At 68.6% G+C, this 17,824-nt stretch carries 16 protein-coding genes and 1 pseudogene; 12 read left to right on the top strand and 5 right to left on the bottom strand.

Going from position 1 to position 17,824, the window contains the following annotated elements:
• Positions 1-79 precede the first annotated feature (79 nt).
• The gene (locus IGS68_RS23845; RefSeq protein ID WP_201074685.1) at positions 80-1,297 is read right to left on the bottom strand and encodes a polyhydroxyalkanoate depolymerase; all 1,218 of its coding nucleotides are present in this window, start codon (positions 1,295-1,297) and stop codon (positions 80-82) included.
• A 248-nt stretch (positions 1,298-1,545) separates the two neighbouring features.
• On the opposite strand from IGS68_RS23845, the gene IGS68_RS23850 reads away from it, so the two are divergent.
• Entirely contained in the window at positions 1,546-2,205 is a 660-nt protein-coding gene (locus IGS68_RS23850; RefSeq protein WP_201074687.1) for a glutathione S-transferase family protein, read from the top strand.
• A gap of 19 nt (positions 2,206-2,224) precedes the next feature.
• Here IGS68_RS23850 and IGS68_RS23855 read toward each other — a convergent pair whose 3' ends face one another.
• Together IGS68_RS23855 and IGS68_RS23860 are read right to left on the bottom strand one after the other, a co-directional pair.
• Positions 2,225-2,632, bottom strand: a complete 408-nt coding sequence (locus IGS68_RS23855) for a VOC family protein (RefSeq protein WP_247881048.1) — start codon at positions 2,630-2,632, stop codon at positions 2,225-2,227.
• Positions 2,633-2,664: 32 nt separating this feature from the next.
• The gene (locus IGS68_RS23860) at positions 2,665-3,285 is read right to left on the bottom strand and encodes a glutathione S-transferase family protein (RefSeq protein WP_247881049.1); all 621 of its coding nucleotides are present in this window, start codon (positions 3,283-3,285) and stop codon (positions 2,665-2,667) included.
• A 154-nt stretch (positions 3,286-3,439) separates the two neighbouring features.
• Here IGS68_RS23860 and IGS68_RS23865 point away from each other — a divergent pair, with 154 nt between their 5' ends.
• The 3 genes and pseudogenes from IGS68_RS23865 to IGS68_RS35695 form a co-directional block, all read left to right on the top strand.
• Entirely contained in the window at positions 3,440-4,186 is a 747-nt protein-coding gene (locus IGS68_RS23865; RefSeq protein WP_201074692.1) for a class I SAM-dependent methyltransferase, read from the top strand.
• 241 nt (positions 4,187-4,427) lie between these two features.
• Complete coding sequence (locus tag IGS68_RS23870; RefSeq protein WP_201074694.1) at positions 4,428-4,754, top strand: DUF1476 domain-containing protein; 327 nt, start codon at positions 4,428-4,430, stop codon at positions 4,752-4,754.
• 95 nt (positions 4,755-4,849) lie between these two features.
• A pseudogene (locus tag IGS68_RS35695) lies at positions 4,850-5,587 on the top strand (amidoligase family protein); the annotation flags it as partial.
• A gap of 179 nt (positions 5,588-5,766) precedes the next feature.
• Here the strand turns inward: IGS68_RS35695 and IGS68_RS23875 are convergent.
• Positions 5,767-7,548 carry a sensor histidine kinase gene (locus IGS68_RS23875; protein WP_201074696.1) on the bottom strand — a complete coding sequence of 594 codons (1,782 nt, stop codon included), beginning with the start codon at positions 7,546-7,548 and terminating at the stop codon, positions 5,767-5,769.
• A gap of 169 nt (positions 7,549-7,717) precedes the next feature.
• On the bottom strand, positions 7,718-8,656 hold the full coding sequence (locus IGS68_RS23880) for a LysR family transcriptional regulator (protein WP_201074698.1): 939 nt from the start codon (positions 8,654-8,656) through the stop codon (positions 7,718-7,720).
• Positions 8,657-8,802: 146 nt separating this feature from the next.
• On the opposite strand from IGS68_RS23880, the gene IGS68_RS23885 reads away from it, so the two are divergent.
• From IGS68_RS23885 to fba, 8 genes are all read left to right on the top strand, one after another.
• Entirely contained in the window at positions 8,803-10,269 is a 1,467-nt protein-coding gene (locus IGS68_RS23885; RefSeq protein ID WP_201074706.1) for a ribulose-bisphosphate carboxylase large subunit, read from the top strand.
• A 273-nt stretch (positions 10,270-10,542) separates the two neighbouring features.
• Positions 10,543-10,959: a ribulose bisphosphate carboxylase small subunit gene (locus IGS68_RS23890; protein WP_201074709.1), complete on the top strand. Its 417-nt coding sequence runs from the start codon at positions 10,543-10,545 to the stop codon at positions 10,957-10,959.
• A gap of 12 nt (positions 10,960-10,971) precedes the next feature.
• Entirely contained in the window at positions 10,972-11,679 is a 708-nt protein-coding gene (gene rpe / locus IGS68_RS23895) for a ribulose-phosphate 3-epimerase (RefSeq protein ID WP_201074711.1), read from the top strand.
• Positions 11,676-12,563: a CbbX protein gene (gene cbbX, locus IGS68_RS23900; RefSeq protein WP_201074713.1), complete on the top strand. Its 888-nt coding sequence runs from the start codon at positions 11,676-11,678 to the stop codon at positions 12,561-12,563. The genes rpe and cbbX overlap by 4 nt, the downstream gene beginning before the upstream one ends.
• 65 nt (positions 12,564-12,628) lie before the next feature.
• Positions 12,629-13,735, top strand: coding sequence for a class 1 fructose-bisphosphatase (locus IGS68_RS23905; RefSeq protein ID WP_201074715.1), 1,107 nt, complete (start codon positions 12,629-12,631; stop codon positions 13,733-13,735).
• A 4-nt stretch (positions 13,736-13,739) separates the two neighbouring features.
• On the top strand, positions 13,740-14,615 hold the full coding sequence (locus tag IGS68_RS23910; protein ID WP_201074717.1) for a phosphoribulokinase: 876 nt from the start codon (positions 13,740-13,742) through the stop codon (positions 14,613-14,615).
• 38 nt (positions 14,616-14,653) lie between these two features.
• Positions 14,654-16,681 (top strand): transketolase, encoded by a 2,028-nt coding sequence (gene tkt, locus IGS68_RS23915; protein WP_201074719.1) that lies wholly within the window; start codon positions 14,654-14,656, stop codon positions 16,679-16,681.
• 34 nt (positions 16,682-16,715) lie between these two features.
• Positions 16,716-17,762, top strand: coding sequence for a class II fructose-bisphosphate aldolase (gene fba, locus IGS68_RS23920; protein ID WP_201074721.1), 1,047 nt, complete (start codon positions 16,716-16,718; stop codon positions 17,760-17,762).
• Positions 17,763-17,824: the final 62 nt, after the last annotated feature.

Raw genomic sequence — 17,824 nt, forward strand, 5'->3', positions numbered from 1 at the left:
CCGTCGATGTTGCGCCTTATGTAGCGCAAGGCGCGGGGATTGGCGAGGTTTGACTCGCCGCCGGGGAGGTTCGCGCGACTCAGTCGTTGGCCTGGATGATCATGCGCAGCATGGGATAGACCTGTCCCGACCAGCGCCGGCCGTTGAACACGCCGTAATGGCCGGCCCCGGCCTGGAGATGATGGTGCTTCAGGTGCGGGCGCAGCCCGGTGCAGAGATCCTGGGCCGCCAGCGTCTGGCCGACCGAGCAGATGTCGTCGTTCTCGCCCTCGACGGTGAACAGGGCGGTGCGGCGGATCGCGGCCGGCTCGACCCGTTGGCCGTGCCACTCCAGCGTGCCCAGCGGCAGCGCGTGCTCCTGGAAGATCAGCCGGACGGTCTGCAGGAAGAACTCGGCCGGCAGGTCCATCACGGCCAGGTACTCGTCGTAGAAGGTGCGGATCGCGCGGGCCTTCTCCTCCTCCCCGGCGACCAGATGCTCGTACATGTCGCGGTACGCCTTGACGTGGCGCTCCAGGTTCATCTGCATGAAGGCGGCCAGCTGCACGAACCCCGGATAGACCCGCCGCAGGGCGCCGGCATGGCGAAGCGGCACGGTCGAGATCATCTTCTCCTCGAACCACTCGATCGGCTTGGACATGGCCAGCTCGTTGACCTTGGTCGGGCTGACGCGGGTGTCGATCGGGCCGGCCATCAGGGTCATGCTGCGCGGCTGGGACTGGTTGTCGGACTGGGCCATCACCGCGACCGCCGCCAGCACCGCGACCGAGGGCTGGCAGACCGCCACCACGTGGCAGTCGCGCCCCAGGAACTGGAAGAACCCGATCAGGTGGTCGACATAGGAGTCGAAGTCGAACCGGCCTTCCGACAGCGGCACGTCGCGGGCATTGTGCCAGTCGGTGATGTAGACGTCGTGCTCGGCCAGCATGGTCTGGCAGGTGCCGCGCAGCAGGGTCGCGAAGTGGCCGGACATGGGCGCCACCACCAGGACCCTCGGCTCCTGCACCTGGATATCCTTGCGGAAGCGGACCAGCGAGCAGAACGGGGTGCGGCGGACCACCTCCTCGGTCACGCCGACCTCCCGGTGGCCCACGGTGACCGAGCGGATGCCGAAATCGGGGCGGTCATGGGTGGTTCCCATGCAGGACAGCACCTCCAGCGCCGCCGACAGCCGCCGCGCCACGGCGCCGGTGCCGATGCCCGGCCAGGGATGGCCGAAGACGGCGCTGGAACTCCTCGCCATCCAGCGCAGCGGATCGAGGATGTCGGACTGGTGCTGGTACAGCTGGTAAATCATACGCGTTCACCCGATCCGCTGAGTGGAGTGCTTTATTTTAGAACGAACGAAAAGCTCGCCGAAAACGTGATTGCACAAGAACTCGGCAGCCCGCCCAAGAAATAATCGCGCCCAGACCCCTGCCCTCGCCTATACGAAATGATAGGCAAAAGCCCCTTCAAGCAACAGCGTTTCTTCTGGACTTGCAAGCGCCGCGCACGCAATCCTTGGGGCATCGAACGGCACCCCGCCCGGAAGGGATCCCAGCCATGGCCGACGCCACCCTCGTCATCAGCAGCAAGAACTATTCCTCGTGGTCGCTCCGGGGCTGGCTCCTGGCACGGATGTCGGGGCTGAAATTCGAGGAGCGGATCATCTCGCTCGACGACTCCTCGGCCAAGGCGGAGATCCTGCTGCTGTCGCCGTCGATCCTGGTCCCCTGCCTGATCCATGGCGGCAACTCGGTGTGGGACACGCTGGCGATCGGCGAATACCTCAACGAGATCAGGCCCGCGGGCAAGGGCCTGCTGCCCGAGGATCCGGGCGCCCGCGCCCATTGCCGCTCGATCTGCGGGGAGATGCATTCGGGCTTCGCCGGGCTGCGCTCGGCCCTGCCGATGAACCTGAAGCGGCACTATCCCGGCTTCAAGGTATGGGCGGGGGCGCTCGCCGACATCGAGCGGATCGCCGACATCTGGCGCGACTGCCTGGGAAAATACGGCGGTCCCTACCTGTTCGGCGCCATGCCGACCATGGCCGACGCGATGTACGCGCCGGTGACCACCCGCTTCCAGACCTATGATGTAAAGCTGGACAAGGCTTGTTCGGATTACTGCGCCAATATCCTGTCGCTGCCCGACATGGCCGAATGGTTCGAGGCGGCGAGGATGGAACCCGACGAGCTGCCGGAGCTGGACGCGGAGTTCTGAGAACTCCGCGCCCCAGCCGTCACTCCGCCCAGAGATCGTAGTTCCCGAAGGTCCAGACATGGCCCTCGGGGTCGCGGCAGGTATAGTCCCTGCCGCCATAGTCCTGGTCCCTGATGTCGATGGCGATCCGCGCGCCGGCCGCCCTGGCGCGCGCGTAATGCGCGTCGATATCCTCCACCACCACATAGATGCCCTGGGTGTTGGCGCCGCCCAGTTCGTCCGGCTGGCGCATCAAGGCCCCATAGTCGCTCTCGACCGCCGAACCGAGCATGACCATGCCCCGGCCGCCGGTCCGGCCGGTGGAAATCTCGGCATGGGCGATGGTGCCGTCGCCGTTCGGATAGACCGCGTGCCGCTCGAAGCCGAAGGCATCGCACAGCCAGTCGATCGCGGCGGGAGCATCGCGATAGCGCAAGCAGGGGACCACGCTGCCGATCCCGGGCCTGGAAGAGCCGGCCATCACGCGCCCGCCGCGTCGATCGCCAGCGCGCGCTGGAAGGCCGGGCGGTCCAGGCAGCGCGCGACATAGTCCTCGAACGCGGGACGGCGCGGCACGAGGCCGATGATGTCCTTCCCGTAATGCAGGTCGATGCCGAGCAGCACGTCGGCGGCGGAGAAGCGCTCGCCCAGGATCCAGCCGCCCCGCGCCTTCACACCGTCCAGCGCCTCTTCCAGGACCGCGAAGACCCGGTCGAAGCTGCCCCAACCCGTCGCGGCGCTGTCGGTCGTCCAGCCGTTCATCCGCTCGCTGAAGGCGGGGTCCACGCAACCGGCGGAGAAGAACAGCCATTGCAGATAGCGGCCGCGCGCCGGGTCGCCGACCGGCGGCGCCAAGCCGGCTTCGGGAAAGCGGTCGGCCACGTAGGCGCAGATCGCCGCCGACTCGGCCACGACGGCGTCCCCGTCCACCAGCGCCGGGACCTTGGCCATGGGATTGATCCGGCGGTAGTCCGGAGCGGACTGGGCCCCGGTGGACAGGTCGACCAGGATCCGCTCGTACGCGCAGCCCGCCTCCTCCAGCAGCCAGAGCGCCCGCATCGACCGCGTCCGCGGCGTCCAGTACAGCTTCATCACAGTCATGGCCCTCGCCTCCCATAAGGTTCGAAAGACATCCAACGACAAGAACAATACGTGAACATTCATATCCTGTCCAGCCGCGCCGGAATGCTCCTGTCAGGCCAAAGGTATATGACTATAGTGTCCGCAGGATTACCGCCGAACCTGGGAGAGCACCATGGCGGCGTCACCGACGGACCGGAAGATCCTGGACTCCTGGCACGCCAACGCCGGGCGGTGGACCGCCGCGGTGCGGTCGGGCGCGATCGCCAGCCGCCGGGCGGGAACCGACTCGGCCATCGTCGAGGCCGTTGCCCGCCTGCGTCCCGGCCACAAGCTGGACCACGTGCTGGACCTCGGCTGCGGCGAAGGCTGGCTCGCCCGCCGGCTGCGCGCCGAGGCGGGCTGCCGGGTCACCGCCACCGACGGCAGCGCCGAGCTGGTCCGGCTGGCCCGCGAGGCCGATCCGGGCGGCTGCTATCGTCACGCCGACTATGCCGCGATCGCCGCCGCCCCGGATCTCCTCGGCGGTCCGTTCGACGCCGTCGCCGCCAACTTCGCGCTGCTGGACGAGGATCTCGCGGGCCTGCTCCGCGCCCTGGCGGTCTGCGCGCCGGCGGGAGCGCTGGTCATCCAGACGGTGCATCCCTGGACCGCCTGCGGCGACGGTCCCTACGCCGACGGCTGGCGGGAGGAGAGCTTCGCCGGGTTCGGCGGCCCCGGCGGCGATGCCTGGAGCCCGATGCCCTGGTACTTCCGGACGCTCGGGTCCTGGATCGGGGATCTGCGGGACGGCGGCTGGCGCGTGACCGACCTGCGGGAGCCGCCCGACCCGCGGACCGGCCGGCCGCTCTCGCTGGTGCTGACCTGCACGGGGATCGAACCGCGTCCCCGGATACGCAGCCTCCCCGTGGCAAGCCGGTGATATCGCCGTCGCATCGATGTCCCGGCGACGGCGCCCCGTCTGAGGATTGAAGTACCGCCCCGCCACCCCCACGTAATCCTTATCGGGGGTCCGGGCCCCTCTGGCGGCAGCTCCAGCGAGCGCCGCGATGTCGGACCTCTCCACCTGCACGCCGTGCATCTGGAGGGTTCAAGACATGGTTCCTTCTCAGAAACCGCAGGCTGTGGGTCACCGTCAGCCCTTTCTCGCGAGGAGACAACCGATGCCCGCCTCCCACCACAAGCATACAGTCCCGGAGCTCGAGGCTCCCTGTCCGTTCGACGCGACCGAGGGTTACGTGACCGCCCGGCGCAACCTGCTGCTCGGCCTCTGGGCCGGCCGCAGGCTGTCCCTCACCGGCACCGAGCTGGAGACCTACGCGCGGTCCGTCGTCAAGGCCGACCGCGACGAGCCGGGGCACCAGGACATGCTGCGCAAGGTGCGCGCGGACCTGGAGCAGGCCGGTTGCCCGGTGCCGGAAGACGAGCTGACCAGCCGGCTGGTCGCCTGCCATGCGGAGGCGAGCCGCCAGTGCGCCGCGACGGACTGATACCCGACTTCGCCGTCGGGTCCCGCTTCGAAGCCCTGCCGACCGCCCTCACCGCGGGCGGCACGGTGCGGCAGGTGGGGGTCGAGATCGAGTTCATGGGCATCGGCGTCGCCGAGGCGGCGCGGATCCTGGCCATCCGGCTGGGCGGCCTGCCGCTGGAGGAGGATCCCCACGCCTTCACGATCCGCGGGACGGAGATCGGCGACCTCGCCGTCGAGCTGGATCTCCGCCACACCCATCCCCAGCGCCACGCCGGCAGCCTGCGGCTCCGGCCGAGCCCTGCCGGCGCCGCCTGGCTGGGCAGGCTCGCCGGCGGCATCGTCCCGCGCGAGCTGATCACGGCACCGCTGCCGCCGGACCGGCTGCCCGAGGTGGACGAGGCCGTCGCGGTGCTGCGGGAGGCCGGCGCGACCGGAAACGGCGCGATCCGGTTCGGCTCGCCGGGATTCGGGTCGCCCCAGTTCGGTTCGCTGGGCCTGCATTTCAACGTCGACGTGCCCGGGCTTGAGGTCGGTTGCCTGCTGGCCCATCTGCGCGCCTTCATGCTGCTCGACCGCTGGCTGCGCTCGCCGCAGGCGGGACCGCACGGGACCCTCCCGGGGACGCGGACAGCCACGCCGCCGCCCTATCCCGAGGACTATGTCCTGCGGGTCCTGCATCCGGACTACGCGCCGGATCTGGCGGGCTTCGTGGACGACTACCTCGCGGCCAACCCGACCCGCGACCGCGGGCTGGACCTGCTGCCGCTGCTGCTGCACGTCGACCCCGCCCGCGTCCGGCACCGGCTGCCGCGGGAGAAGATCGCCGCCCGTCCCGTGTTCCATTACCGCGTGCCGCAGGCCCATGTCGGCGTGCCGGGCTGGAGCATCGCGCCGGAATGGAACCGCTGGGTCGCGGTCGAACGGCTCGCCGGCGACCCCCGCCGGCTCGACCGGCTCAGCCGGGCCTGGCTGCTGTTCCGGGGCCGCCCGGTCGCGGACCGGGACGATGACGGGGACGGAAGCGACCGGGATCAGGCGGACAGGCGCTCGTCCATCAGGCGCGCGGGCGGCAGCCCGACCTTGACGGTCGTGCCCCAGCCCAGCGAGCTCTCGATGACCAGCCGGCCGCCATGGGCCTTGACCAGATGGGCGGCCAGGGGCAGCCCCAGCCCCGTGCCGCTGTGGCGCCGGCTCAGGGCGCTCTCGATCTGGCCGAAGGGTTCCAGCGCCTTGGCGACGCCTTCCGGCGACATGCCGATGCCATTGTCCTCCACCCGGATCTCCACGCCGCCGTCGGCCTGACGGCCGACCCGGACCCGGACCTCGCCGCCGGGAGCGGTGAACTTGATCGCATTGGTCAGCAGGTTCAGGAGGATCTGGCGCAGCCGGAGTTCGTCGGCCCAGAGCAGCCGCACCGACCTGTCGGCGAACTGGGCGACGACGTCGATGTTGCCGTCGCGGGCCATGGGTTCCACCAGGTGCCGGCAGGTCGCGACGACCCGGGGCAGGTCGACCGCCTCCTCGTGCAGCTCGATCCGCTCCGCCTCGGCCTTGGAGAAGTCCAGGATATCGTTGATCAGCGCCAGCAGGTGCTGGCCGCTGCGGTGGATGTCCTCGGCATAGTCCTGGTACCGGGGGCTGCTGGCGCCGAACATCGCGTCCCGGATGATCTCGGAGAAGCCGATGATCGCGTTCAGCGGCGTCCGCAGCTCGTGGCTCATGCTGGCCAGAAACTCGGTCTTGGTCCGGCTCGCCTGCTCCGCCGACCGGCGCGCCGTCTCGCTCTCCTGGATCAGGCTTTCCACTTGGCGCAGCAGGGCGCCGAACTCCCGCGCGAGCGATCCGATCTCGTCCCCGCGGTCCGCCAAGCCGGGCCGGGCGAGATCGCCCGTGGTGCGGATCGACAGGATGTGGTCGGTCAGCGCCAGCACCGGCGCCATGATCAGTCGGTTGAGCATCAGCCAGAGGATCACCAGCGCGGCGCCGCAGGCGACCACCAGCAGGGCCATGGCCAGATGGACCGTCCGCCCCGCCGCCCGGGCGGCGTCGCGCGGCATGGTCATCCGGGCCATCATCGCGTGATGGCCGTGCATGTCGTCGATCATTCCGGTGGCGACCAGCACGTCGTCCCGGCGATCCAGCACCGGCGGATGGTCGTGCCCGCCATGCTCCGGGAAGGCCGCACCGGTCACCGGGTCGCTGAACAGGAAATCCACGTCGAGCTGGACGCTCCGGCGGACGGCCGCGACCGTCTCCGAATTGATCAAGCGCCCGAACACCAGCATGCCCAGGACGGGGCCGCTGCGGTCGGTCGGATGAATCGCGCGGGCCGCCATCATGACCGGTCCGCGGTCGCTCAGGACGATCCCTTCGGTCGCGCCGGACGCATCGCCGGGAGACGCCAGGGGGAGGATCTCGCGGGTCAGCCCGGCCGGCGCACCCTCGGTCAGCCGGTCGCCGTCGAGCGAGGTGCCGTAGACCAGGGAGCCGTCGGCCGCCACCACCAGCAGGATGTCGACGCCCATGTCCCGGAGGACCGCCGCGGTGACGTTGCGGTCCGGAAATTCGGGCAGACCGCCGGTCACGAAGGCCGCGGTCTCGTCCCACTTCGCCCAATCGTTCGTGTTCCGCCCGAACGCCTCGTTCTCCGCCGCCAGCGCCTGCTCGACCCGAAGCAGGTTGCGCCGGGCCTCTCCCGCCTCGAGCGCCTCGAATCCGGGAACCACGAGGGATTGCAGCAGGATCCAGCTCACGGCGATCATCAGCGCGGCGATCAGGGCCATCACCGAAAGGATCTTCAGGCGCAGCGACATCAGCGAACTCCGGGGCGGCGATCCCCAGGTGAGGAACACTCGAAACCGGTGCCTATTCTAGCACAACTTTAAACCGCTTTGTAGTGATAGGCTACCTATTAAGATAGTATTATGTGTCCATTGATTGAGTTCGGAAAATTCCTTGGCCGCGCAAGCTCTTTCCGGCGCCTCAGTCTCCGGTCCGATAGGCGCTCTCGATCCCGGCGATCAGCGACTTTCCCTCGGCCAGCAGGAAACGGCGGAGCTGGGTATGGACCGGCAGCAGGGGCATGTGGCGCCGCCAGGCCACGAACCAGCTCCGCATCAGCGGCAGGCCCTGCACCGGCAGGACGGTCAGCAGGCCCATGCGCAGCTCCAGCACGATGGTGTGGCGGGAGATCAGCGCCACGCCCATCCCCGCCATGACCGCCTGCTTGATCGTCTCGTTGCTGCTCGACGTCAGCGCGATGCGGGGCGTGAAGCCGGCGCCGCGGAAGAAGTTCTCCATCAGCGCGCGGGTGCCGGACCCTTCCTCGCGGACGATGAAGCGTTCCTCCGCCAGCCCGTCCAGGGGAATATCCTTCTGGCCCGCCAGCCGGTGCCCCGGCGGGGCGATCAGGACCGAAGGATGCGGGGCGAAAGGGTCGGCCGCCACGTCGGCGTCGTCGGGCGGCTTGCCCATGACCGCGATATCCACCTCCCCCGACAGCAGGGCCGCGATGATGTCGCGCCGGTTGCCCTCGTGCAGGTGGATGGCGATCCGCGGGTACTCGGCCTGGAAGCGCGACAGCATCCGCGGCATGATGTATTTGGCGGTGCTGACCAGGCCGATCCGGGCGTGGCCGCCGCTCAGCCCCTTCAGTTCCTGCATCCGCTCGTCGGCGTCGGTCAGCGCCTTCAGCACAACCGAGGCATATTCCAGCAGGGCCGCCCCGGCCTCCGTCAGGACCACCCGGCGGCCGACCCGCTCGAACAGGGCGAAGCCGCACAGCCCCTCGATCTGCTTGATCTGGAACGACACCGCCGCCGGAGTCAGCCCCAGCCGCTCGGCCACGCGGGCGAAGGACAGGGTGTGCGCCGCCTCCACGAAGACCTGGAGCTGACGGATCGTGGAATGCCGCAGGGTCATCGTCGCCTCACCATACTCAAGGGATCCCTAGGGTAAACGGTCAGAACATTTGAATTTTCCTTAACCTGATCCGCTGATACCGTCAAGGCCAAGTCAATCGTGGCACGCCTGGAAGCCTCCAGGCCGATCGCGGGAGGAAACGAATAATGGAAGTGGTCGCGGATCGCGTCATCACCGACAAGAAGGCCCGCTACAAGCCGGGTGTCCTCAAGTACAAGCAGATGGGCTACTGGGACCCCGACTACGAGGTCAAGGACACCGACATCCTCGCCGCCTTCCGCATCACGCCCCAGGACGGCGTCGATCCGGTGGAGGCCGCCGCGGCCGTCGCCGGCGAGTCCTCCACCGCGACCTGGACCGTGGTCTGGACCGACCGCCTGACCGACTGCGAGAACTACCGCGCCAAGGCCTACCGGGTCGACCCCATCCCGGGCGCTCCCGACCAGTACATGGCCTACATCGCCTACGACCTGGACCTGTTCGAGGAAGGCTCGATCGCCAACCTGACCGCCTCGATCATCGGCAACGTCTTCGGCTTCAAGCCGCTCAAGGGCCTGCGCCTCGAGGACATGCGCATCCCGACCGCCTACCTGAAGACCTTCCAGGGACCGGCGACCGGCATCATCGCCGAGCGCGAGCGGCTGAACAACTATGGCCGCCCCCTGCTGGGCGCCACCATGAAGCCGAAGCTGGGCCTGTCCGGCCGCAACTACGGCCGGGTCGTCTACGAGGCGCTGAAGGGCGGCCTGGACTTCACCAAGGACGACGAGAACATCAATTCCCAGCCCTTCATGCACTGGCGCGACCGGTATCTCTACTGCATGGAAGGCGTCAACAAGGCGATCGCCGAGACCGGCGAGATCAAGGGCACCTACCTGAACGTCACCGCCGCCACCATGGAGGACATGTACGAGCGGGCTGAGTTCGCGCGGGAGCTGGGCAGCGTCATCATCATGATCGACCTGGTGATCGGCTACACCGCCATCCAGTCCATGGCGAAGTGGGCGCGCAGGAACGACATGATCCTGCACCTGCACCGCGCCGGGCATTCGACCTACACCCGGCAGAAGTCCCACGGCGTGTCGTTCCGGGTGATCGCCAAGTGGATGCGCATGGCCGGCGTCGACCATATCCACGCCGGAACCGTCGTCGGCAAGCTGGAAGGCGACCCCAGCGTGATCCGCGGCATCTACGATACCTGCCGCGAGACCCATGTGCCCCAGCGGCTGGAGCACGGCATCCTGTTCGACCAGCCCTGGGCCAGCCTGAAGAAGATGATGCCGGTGGCGTCCGGCGGCATCCATGCCGGACAGATGCACCAGCTTCTCACATACCTGGGGGACGACGTGGTGCTCCAGTTCGGCGGCGGGACCATCGGTCATCCCGGCGGCATCCAGGCCGGGGCCGTCGCCAACCGCGTGGCGCTGGAGACCATGGTCAAGGCCCGCAACGAGGGGCGCGACATCTGGAACGAAGGGCCGGAGATCCTGGCCAGGGCGGCCAAATGGTGCCAGCCGCTGCGCGCGGCGCTGGACACCTGGAAGGACGTGACGTTCGACTACGCCTCGACCGACAGCGTCGACTACGTCCCGACCCCGACGCCCGCCTTCTAGAGCGGTGCCCGATCAAGTCGATCCGCCCGAGACGGCTGATCCGATGCGTTGCGCCATGGGCGCAACCTACGATCATCGGCCTGCATCACCTCGGCCCTGCATTGGGCCGTAGGTTGCGCCCATGGCGCAACGCAGTGCGGGGAGGAACGGCCGGCTGCGAGGACCGGAGCGGTTCAACCTGATCGGGCAAAGCTTTAGCGGTCGGCCGTAGGTCGACCTACGGAACTCCGACTCTCCTGCCCCTTCACCGCGACCTCAAGAAGGACCATTCCCATGCGCCTGACCCAGGGCCAGTTCTCGTTCCTTCCCGACCTGACGGACGACGAGATCAAGCAGCAGATCACCTACGCGCTCGGCCAGGGCTGGGCCGTCGCGATCGAATCCACCGACGATCCCCATCCCCGCAACACCTATTGGGACATGTGGGGCACCCCGATGTTCGACATCGCCGACGCCGCCGGCGTGATGATGGAGGTCAAGGCCTGCCGCAAGGCGAACAAGGGCAGGTACGTCAAGGTGCTGGCCTTCGACGCGAGCAAGGGCTTCGAGAGCATCCGCATGTCCTTCATCATCGACCGCCCGGCCGAGGAGAAGGGCTTCGAGCTGGTCCGAGCCGAGGGACCCGGCCGCCAGGTCAACTACACCGTCCGCAGCTACGCGACCGAGAAACCCATAGGCGCACGGTACTGAGGGAGCGGCACCATGAGCAGCGGCGGCTTCCGGATCGCCCCCAGCATCCTGTCGGCCGACTTCGCCCGGCTGGGCGAAGAGGTCGAGAACGTCATCGCGGCGGGGGCGGACATCGTCCATTTCGACGTGATGGACAATCATTACGTCCCCAACCTGACCATCGGGCCGCTGGTCTGCGAAGCGATCCGGCCCCGCACGCGCGCACCCATCGACGTCCATCTGATGGTCAGGCCGGTGGACGCGCTGGTGCCGATGTTCGCCAAAGCGGGTGCCGACATCATCTCGTTCCACCCGGAAGCGTCGGAGCATGTGGATCGCACCCTGGCGCTGATCCGGGATCATGGCTGCAAGGCGGGGCTGGCCCTGAATCCGGCCACCCCGCTCCAGCACCTGGACCATGTGATGGGCCGGCTCGACCTGATCCTGGTCATGTCGGTCAACCCAGGCTTCGGCGGCCAGGGCTTCATCCCGGAGGCCCTGGCCAAGATCGCCCAGGTCCGCCGCCGGATCGACTGCCACGCGGCGGAGAGCGGACGGGATATCTGGCTGGAAGTGGACGGAGGCATCAAGGCCGGCAACATCCGCGCCGTCGCGGAGGCCGGGGGCGACACCTTCGTCGCCGGCTCCGCGATCTTCGGCGCCCGCGGTGCCGACGGCTCCTACCGGGAGATCCTGGCCGACTTGCGGAACGCCATGGAACCGGCAAGGAGGGCGGCATGACCGCGCTGGCAACGGATACCCGGACCTCCGTCGATCTCGACGCGCTCTACGCCGCATCGAACATCGGCGAGATTTTGGAACAACTCGACCGCGAACTGGTCGGCCTCGTCCCGGTCAAGGCCCGCATCCGCGAGATCGCGGCCCTGCTGCTGATCGACCAGGCGCGCCGGCAGCTCGGCCTCGCGACCGACCCGCCGTCGCTGCACATGAGCTTCACCGGCAATCCCGGCACGGGCAAGACGACGGTGGCCCGGCGCATGGCCGGCATCCTCCACCGCCTGGGCTATATCCGCCGCGACCACGTCGTCTCGGTGACCCGCGACGACTTGGTCGGCCAGTATATCGGCCACACCGCGCCCAAGACCAAGGAAGCCCTGAAGAAGGCCATGGGCGGCGTGCTGTTCATCGACGAGGCCTATTATCTCTACCGGCCCGAGAACGAGCGCGACTACGGGCAGGAGGCGATCGAGATCCTGCTCCAGGTGATGGAGGACCACCGCGACGACCTCGTGGTCATCCTGGCCGGCTACAAGGACCGGCTGGACACCTTCTTCTCCAGCAACCCGGGCATGGGATCGCGCATCGCCCACCACGTGGACTTCCCCGACTTCCGGTCGGACGAGCTGTTCGACATCGCGGAATCCATGACGGGATCGATGCATTACCGCCTGTCCGGCGGGGCCGCCGCCGCCCTGCGGGAATATATCGAGCGCCGCATGGAGCAGCCCCGCTTCGCCAACGCCCGCTCGATCCGCAACGCGCTCGACCGCGCACGCCTGCGCCAGGCCAACCGGCTGTTCGCCCGGGGCGGCGTGCTCGACGCCGACATGCTCCAGACCATCGAGGAGGCCGACATCCGCGCCAGCCGCGTCTTTACTCAATAGCCCCGCCAAGCTTACAAACAGAAGCAAACAATAAGAACGACGACGATTTCCCAGGGAGAAGTCACATGCCGCATCGCAGCATGACGTTCGCGAAGTTCATCATTGAGGACCAGCGCCGACGCGGCGGTCCCGACGCCGAACTGACCGCGCTGCTGAACGATGTCCAGACCGCCTGCAAGCTGATCGGGGTCACCGTGTCGCGCGGGCCGCTCCACAGGCACCGGACCGCTCCCGGGACCGCCCCTGGGATCAACGTCCACGACGAGGAACAGAAGCCCCTCGACGTCACCGCCAACGAGATCATGCTGGATACGTGCAGTTGGGGCGGCAAGGTCTGCGGCATGGCGTCGGAGGAGATGGCCGAGTTCTACGCCGTTCCTCCGCCGCACCGGAAGGGCCGCCACCTGCTGGTGTTCGACCCGCTCGACGGCTCTTCGAACATCGACGTCAACGTGACGGTCGGCACCATCTTCTCGATCCTGCGGGCGCCGCCGGGCGACGCCGACCCGACCGAGGCCGACTTCCTGCGGCCGGGCACCGAGCAGGTGGCGGCGGGGTTCGCGCTCTACGGCCCGACCACCATGATCGTGGTCACGCTGGGCGCCGGCGTCCACGGATTCACCCTGGACCGCGAGGTCGGCAACTTCAACCTGACCCATCCCGACATGCGTGTGCCGGAGGAGACCGGCGAGTTCGCGGTGAACATGTCGAACGAGCGCTACTGGGAGCCTCCGGTCCGGCGCTACGTGGAGGAATGCGTCCAGGGAAAGGCGGGTCCCCGGGGCAAGGACTTCAACATGCGCTGGATCGCGTCGCTGGTCGCCGAGGTCTACCGCATCCTGATCCGCGGCGGCTTGTTCATGTATCCGTGGGACACGCGCGACGCCGCCAGGCCCGGACGCCTGCGCCTCCTCTACGAGGCCAACCCCATGGCGATGATCCTGGAGCAGGCGGGGGGCGCCGCCTCCACCGGCCGCGAGCGCATCCTGGACATGGTGCCGACCGCGCTCCACCAGCGGGTGCCGCTGATCCTGGGCTCGAAGGCCGAGGTCGAGCGCATCGTCCGGTACCACGAGGCCCACGACCGGGGCGAGGACCGGGTGTTCGACTCGCCCCTGTTCAACACGCGCTCGCTGTTCCGCCTGCCGGCCGGCGCAGCAGGAGGAACGTGATCCCATGTCCGTCAAGCACCCCATCATCGCCATCACCGGATCGTCGGGCGCCGGCACCACCACGGTCCGCCATACCTTCCAGCAGATCTTCCGCCGGGAGCAGATCACCGCCGCGATCATCGAGGGCGATGCCTATCACCGCTACGACCGCGCCGAGATGCGCCGGCGGCTGGCCGAGGCCCAGCGCCAGGAACAGACCAGCTTCAGCCATTTCGGCCCCGAGGCGAACCTGTTCGAGGAGGTCGAGGCGCTGTTCCAGGGCTATGGCGAGACCGGCACCGGGACGACCCGCAAGTACCTGCACAGCGCGGAGGAGGCGGCACCCTACGGCCAGGAGCCCGGCACCTTCACCCCGTGGGAGCCCCTGCCCGAGCCGACCGACCTTCTGTTCTACGAAGGGCTGCACGGTGCCGTGAAGACGGAGACGGTGGACGCCGCCCGCCATGCCGACCTGCTGATCGGCGTGGTGCCGATCATCAACCTGGAATGGATCCAGAAGCTCCACCGGGACAAGATCTCGCGCGGCCACAGCCAGGAGGCGATCGTCGACACGATCCTGCGGCGGATGCCCGACTACGTGAACTATATCTGCCCGCAGTTCTCGCTGACCGACATCAATTTCCAGCGGGTGCCGACGGTGGACACGTCCAACCCCTTCATCGCCCGCGACATTCCCAGCGCCGACGAGAGCATGCTGGTGATCCGGTTCCGCAACCCGCGGGGCATCGACTTCCCCTACCTGCTGTCGATGCTGAAGGACAGCTTCATGTCCCGGCCCAACACCATCGTCTGCCCCGGCGGCAAGATGGCGCTCGCCATGCAGCTGATCATCACGCCGCTGATCTGGCAGCTCATGGACCGCAAGAAGAAAGCCCACTGAAAAGGGCAATCGCAAGAAACGCCCGCGGAGGAAACGCGATGACTGAGACGCTGACCGCCGAGGCCCAGGCCCCGGCGACGGACCGACGCACCCTGGCGAACGCGCTCCGCATGCTCGCGGTAGACGCGGTAGAGAAGGCCAGGTCCGGCCACCCCGGCATGCCTATGGGCATGGCCGACATCGCGGAGACCCTGTGGAACCGCCACCTCCGCCACGATCCCGCCGATCCGCGCTGGCCCGACCGGGACCGCTTCGTGCTGTCCAACGGCCACGGCTCCATGCTGCTCTACGGGCTGCTGCACCTGACCGGCTACGACCTCCCGCTCGATGAGCTGAAGAATTTCCGCCAGCTCCATTCCCGCACCCCCGGCCATCCGGAATGGGGGATCACGCCCGGCGTGGAGACGACCACCGGCCCGCTCGGCCAGGGCATCTGCAACGCGGTCGGCATGGCGCAGGCCGAACGGCTGCTCGCAGACGAATTCAACCGCCCCGGCCACGCGATCGTCGACCACCGAACCTTCGTCTTCGTCGGCGACGGCTGCCTGATGGAGGGCATCTCCCACGAGGCCTGCTCGCTGGCCGGCACGCTGGGGCTGGAGAAGCTGGTCGTCTTCTACGACGACAACGGCATCTCGATCGACGGGCATGTCCAGGGCTGGTTCACCGACGATACCCCGGCCCGGTTCGAAGCCTATGGCTGGCGCGTGATCCGCGACGTGGACGGCCACGATCCCGCGGCCCTGGACGACGCCTTCGCCCGGGCCCTGGCTCCCGACGGCAAGCCCGTCCTGGTCTGCTGCAAGACGGTGATCGGCTGGGGCGCCCCGAAGAAGGCGGGAACCCACGACGTCCACGGCGCTCCCCTGGGCGCCGACGAGGCCGACGCCACCCGACAGGCCCTCGGCTGGCCCCATCCAGCCTTCGAGATTCCCGCCGAAATCCGCGACGCCTGGGACGCCCGTGCGCGCGGCGCTAAACTCCGGGAGGACTGGCGGCGGCGCTTCGACGCCTACGCCGCGGAGCATCCCGACCTCGCCGCCGAGTTCACCCGCCGCATCGCGGGCCGGCTGCCGGAGGATTTCGCCGAGCGCGCCGACGCCTTCATCGCCGCCACGGCGGAAGCGGCCCAGACCGCGGCGACCCGCAAATCGTCCCAGCGCGCGATCGAAGCGCTTGCCCCCCTGCTGCCCGAACTGCTCGGCGGCTCCGCCGACCTGACCGGCTCCAACCTGACGAACTGGCCGGCCTGCCGGACCGTCTCGGGGGTCGGCGGCGGCAACTACGTCCATTACGGCGTGCGCGAGTTCGGCATGACCGCCATCGTCAACGGCATCGCCCTGCATGGCGGCCATATCCCGTTCGGCGGCACCTTCCTGGTATTCTCCGACTATTCCAGGAACGCGCTCCGCCTGTCGGCGCTGATGGGGCTGGGCACGATCCAGGTCTTCACCCACGACAGCATCGGCTTGGGCGAGGACGGCCCGACCCACCAGCCGATCGAGCACGCCGCCAGCCTCCGCCTGATCCCGAACATGGATGTCTGGCGCCCCTGCGACGCGCTGGAGACCGCCGTCGCCTGGCGCGCCGCCGTGGAGCGCCGCGACGGCCCGACCAGCCTGCTGCTGTCCCGCCAGAACCTGCCCGCCCAGCCGGGCGGCGCCGACCGGGGCCGGGCGGCGGCACGGGGCGGCTATGTCCTGGCCGAACCCGACGCCGGAACGCCGGAACTCGTCCTGATCGCGACCGGCTCCGAGGTTCCCCTCGCCATGGCCGCGCGCGACCTGCTGGCGGCCGACGGTATCGCGGCGCGGGTGGTGTCGATGCCGTCCACCACGGTGTTCGACCGTCAGGACGCCGGCTACCGCAAGGCCGTGCTGGGAACCGACATCCCCCGTTTGGCGGTCGAGGCCGGCCGGACCGACGGCTGGTGGAAATATGTCGGGCTGGACGGCGCCGTGATCGGCATCGACCGTTTCGGCGAATCCGCCCCGGCGGAGGTGCTGTTCCCCTTCTTCGGCCTGACGCCCGGCCGCGTCGCCGAAACCGCCCGCGCGCTGCTCTGATAGAACGAAAACCGAAGATCCCCCGGAGGAAACCATGGCTCTCGTCGCGATGCGTCAGCTGCTGGACCACGCCGCCGAACACGGCTACGGCCTGCCCGCCTTCAACATCAACAACATGGAGCAGATCCGCGCGATCATGCTGGCGGCCGACGCCTGCGACAGCCCGGTGATCCTCCAGGCCTCGGCGGGCGCCCGCAACTATACCGGCGAGGCCTTCCTGCGCCATATGGTGGAGGCCGCGGTCGAGACCTGGCCGCACATCCCGATCGTGCTGCACCAGGACCACGGCGCCAGTCCGGCGGTATGCCAGCGCTCGATCCGCTCCGGCTTCACCAGCGTCATGATGGACGGCTCCCTACGGGAGGACATGAGGACGCCGGCCAGCTTCGAGTACAATGTCCGGGTGACCCGGCGGGTGGTGGAGATGGCCCACCCCGTCGGCGTCTCGGTCGAGGGCGAGCTGGGCTGCCTGGGATCGCTGGAGACCGGCCAGGCCGGGGAGGAGGACGGCTCGGGCGCCGAGGGCACGCTGGGCCGCGACCAGTTGCTGACCGACCCCGACCAGGCGGCGGACTTCGTCCAGGCCACGGGGGTGGACGCGCTGGCGATCGCGATCGGCACCAGCCACGGCGCCTACAAGTTCTCCCGCCGCCCGACCGGCGACATCCTGGCGATCGACCGCATCCGCGAGATCCACGCCCGCCTGCCCAACACCCACCTGGTGATGCACGGTTCCTCCTCCGTGCCGCAGGAATGGCTGGACGTCATCCGCGAGCATGGCGGCGAGATCAAGGAAACCTATGGCGTCCCGGTCGAGGAGATCCGGAAGGGCATCCGCTACGGTGTCCGCAAGGTCAACATCGACACCGACATCCGCCTCGCCATGACCGGCGCGGTTCGCCGCCTGCTGTCCCAGAAGCCGGACGAGTTCGACCCCCGCAAATTCTTCGCCGCAGCATTGACCGCCGCCAGCGACCTCTGCCGCGCCCGGTTCGAGGCGTTCGGCAGCGCCGGCCAGGCGTCCCGGATCCGGCCGATGACGATGGAGCGGGTGGCGGAGAGCTATATGGTCGCGGCGTGAGGGGGGAAGCGCGAAAGGTTTTGACTTGAAGGTTGGTCCGAATGCAGGAGTGACGTTCTCCG

This window comes from Skermanella sp. TT6 (genome assembly GCF_016653635.2).
Taxonomy (GTDB): domain Bacteria; phylum Pseudomonadota; class Alphaproteobacteria; order Azospirillales; family Azospirillaceae; genus Skermanella; species Skermanella cutis.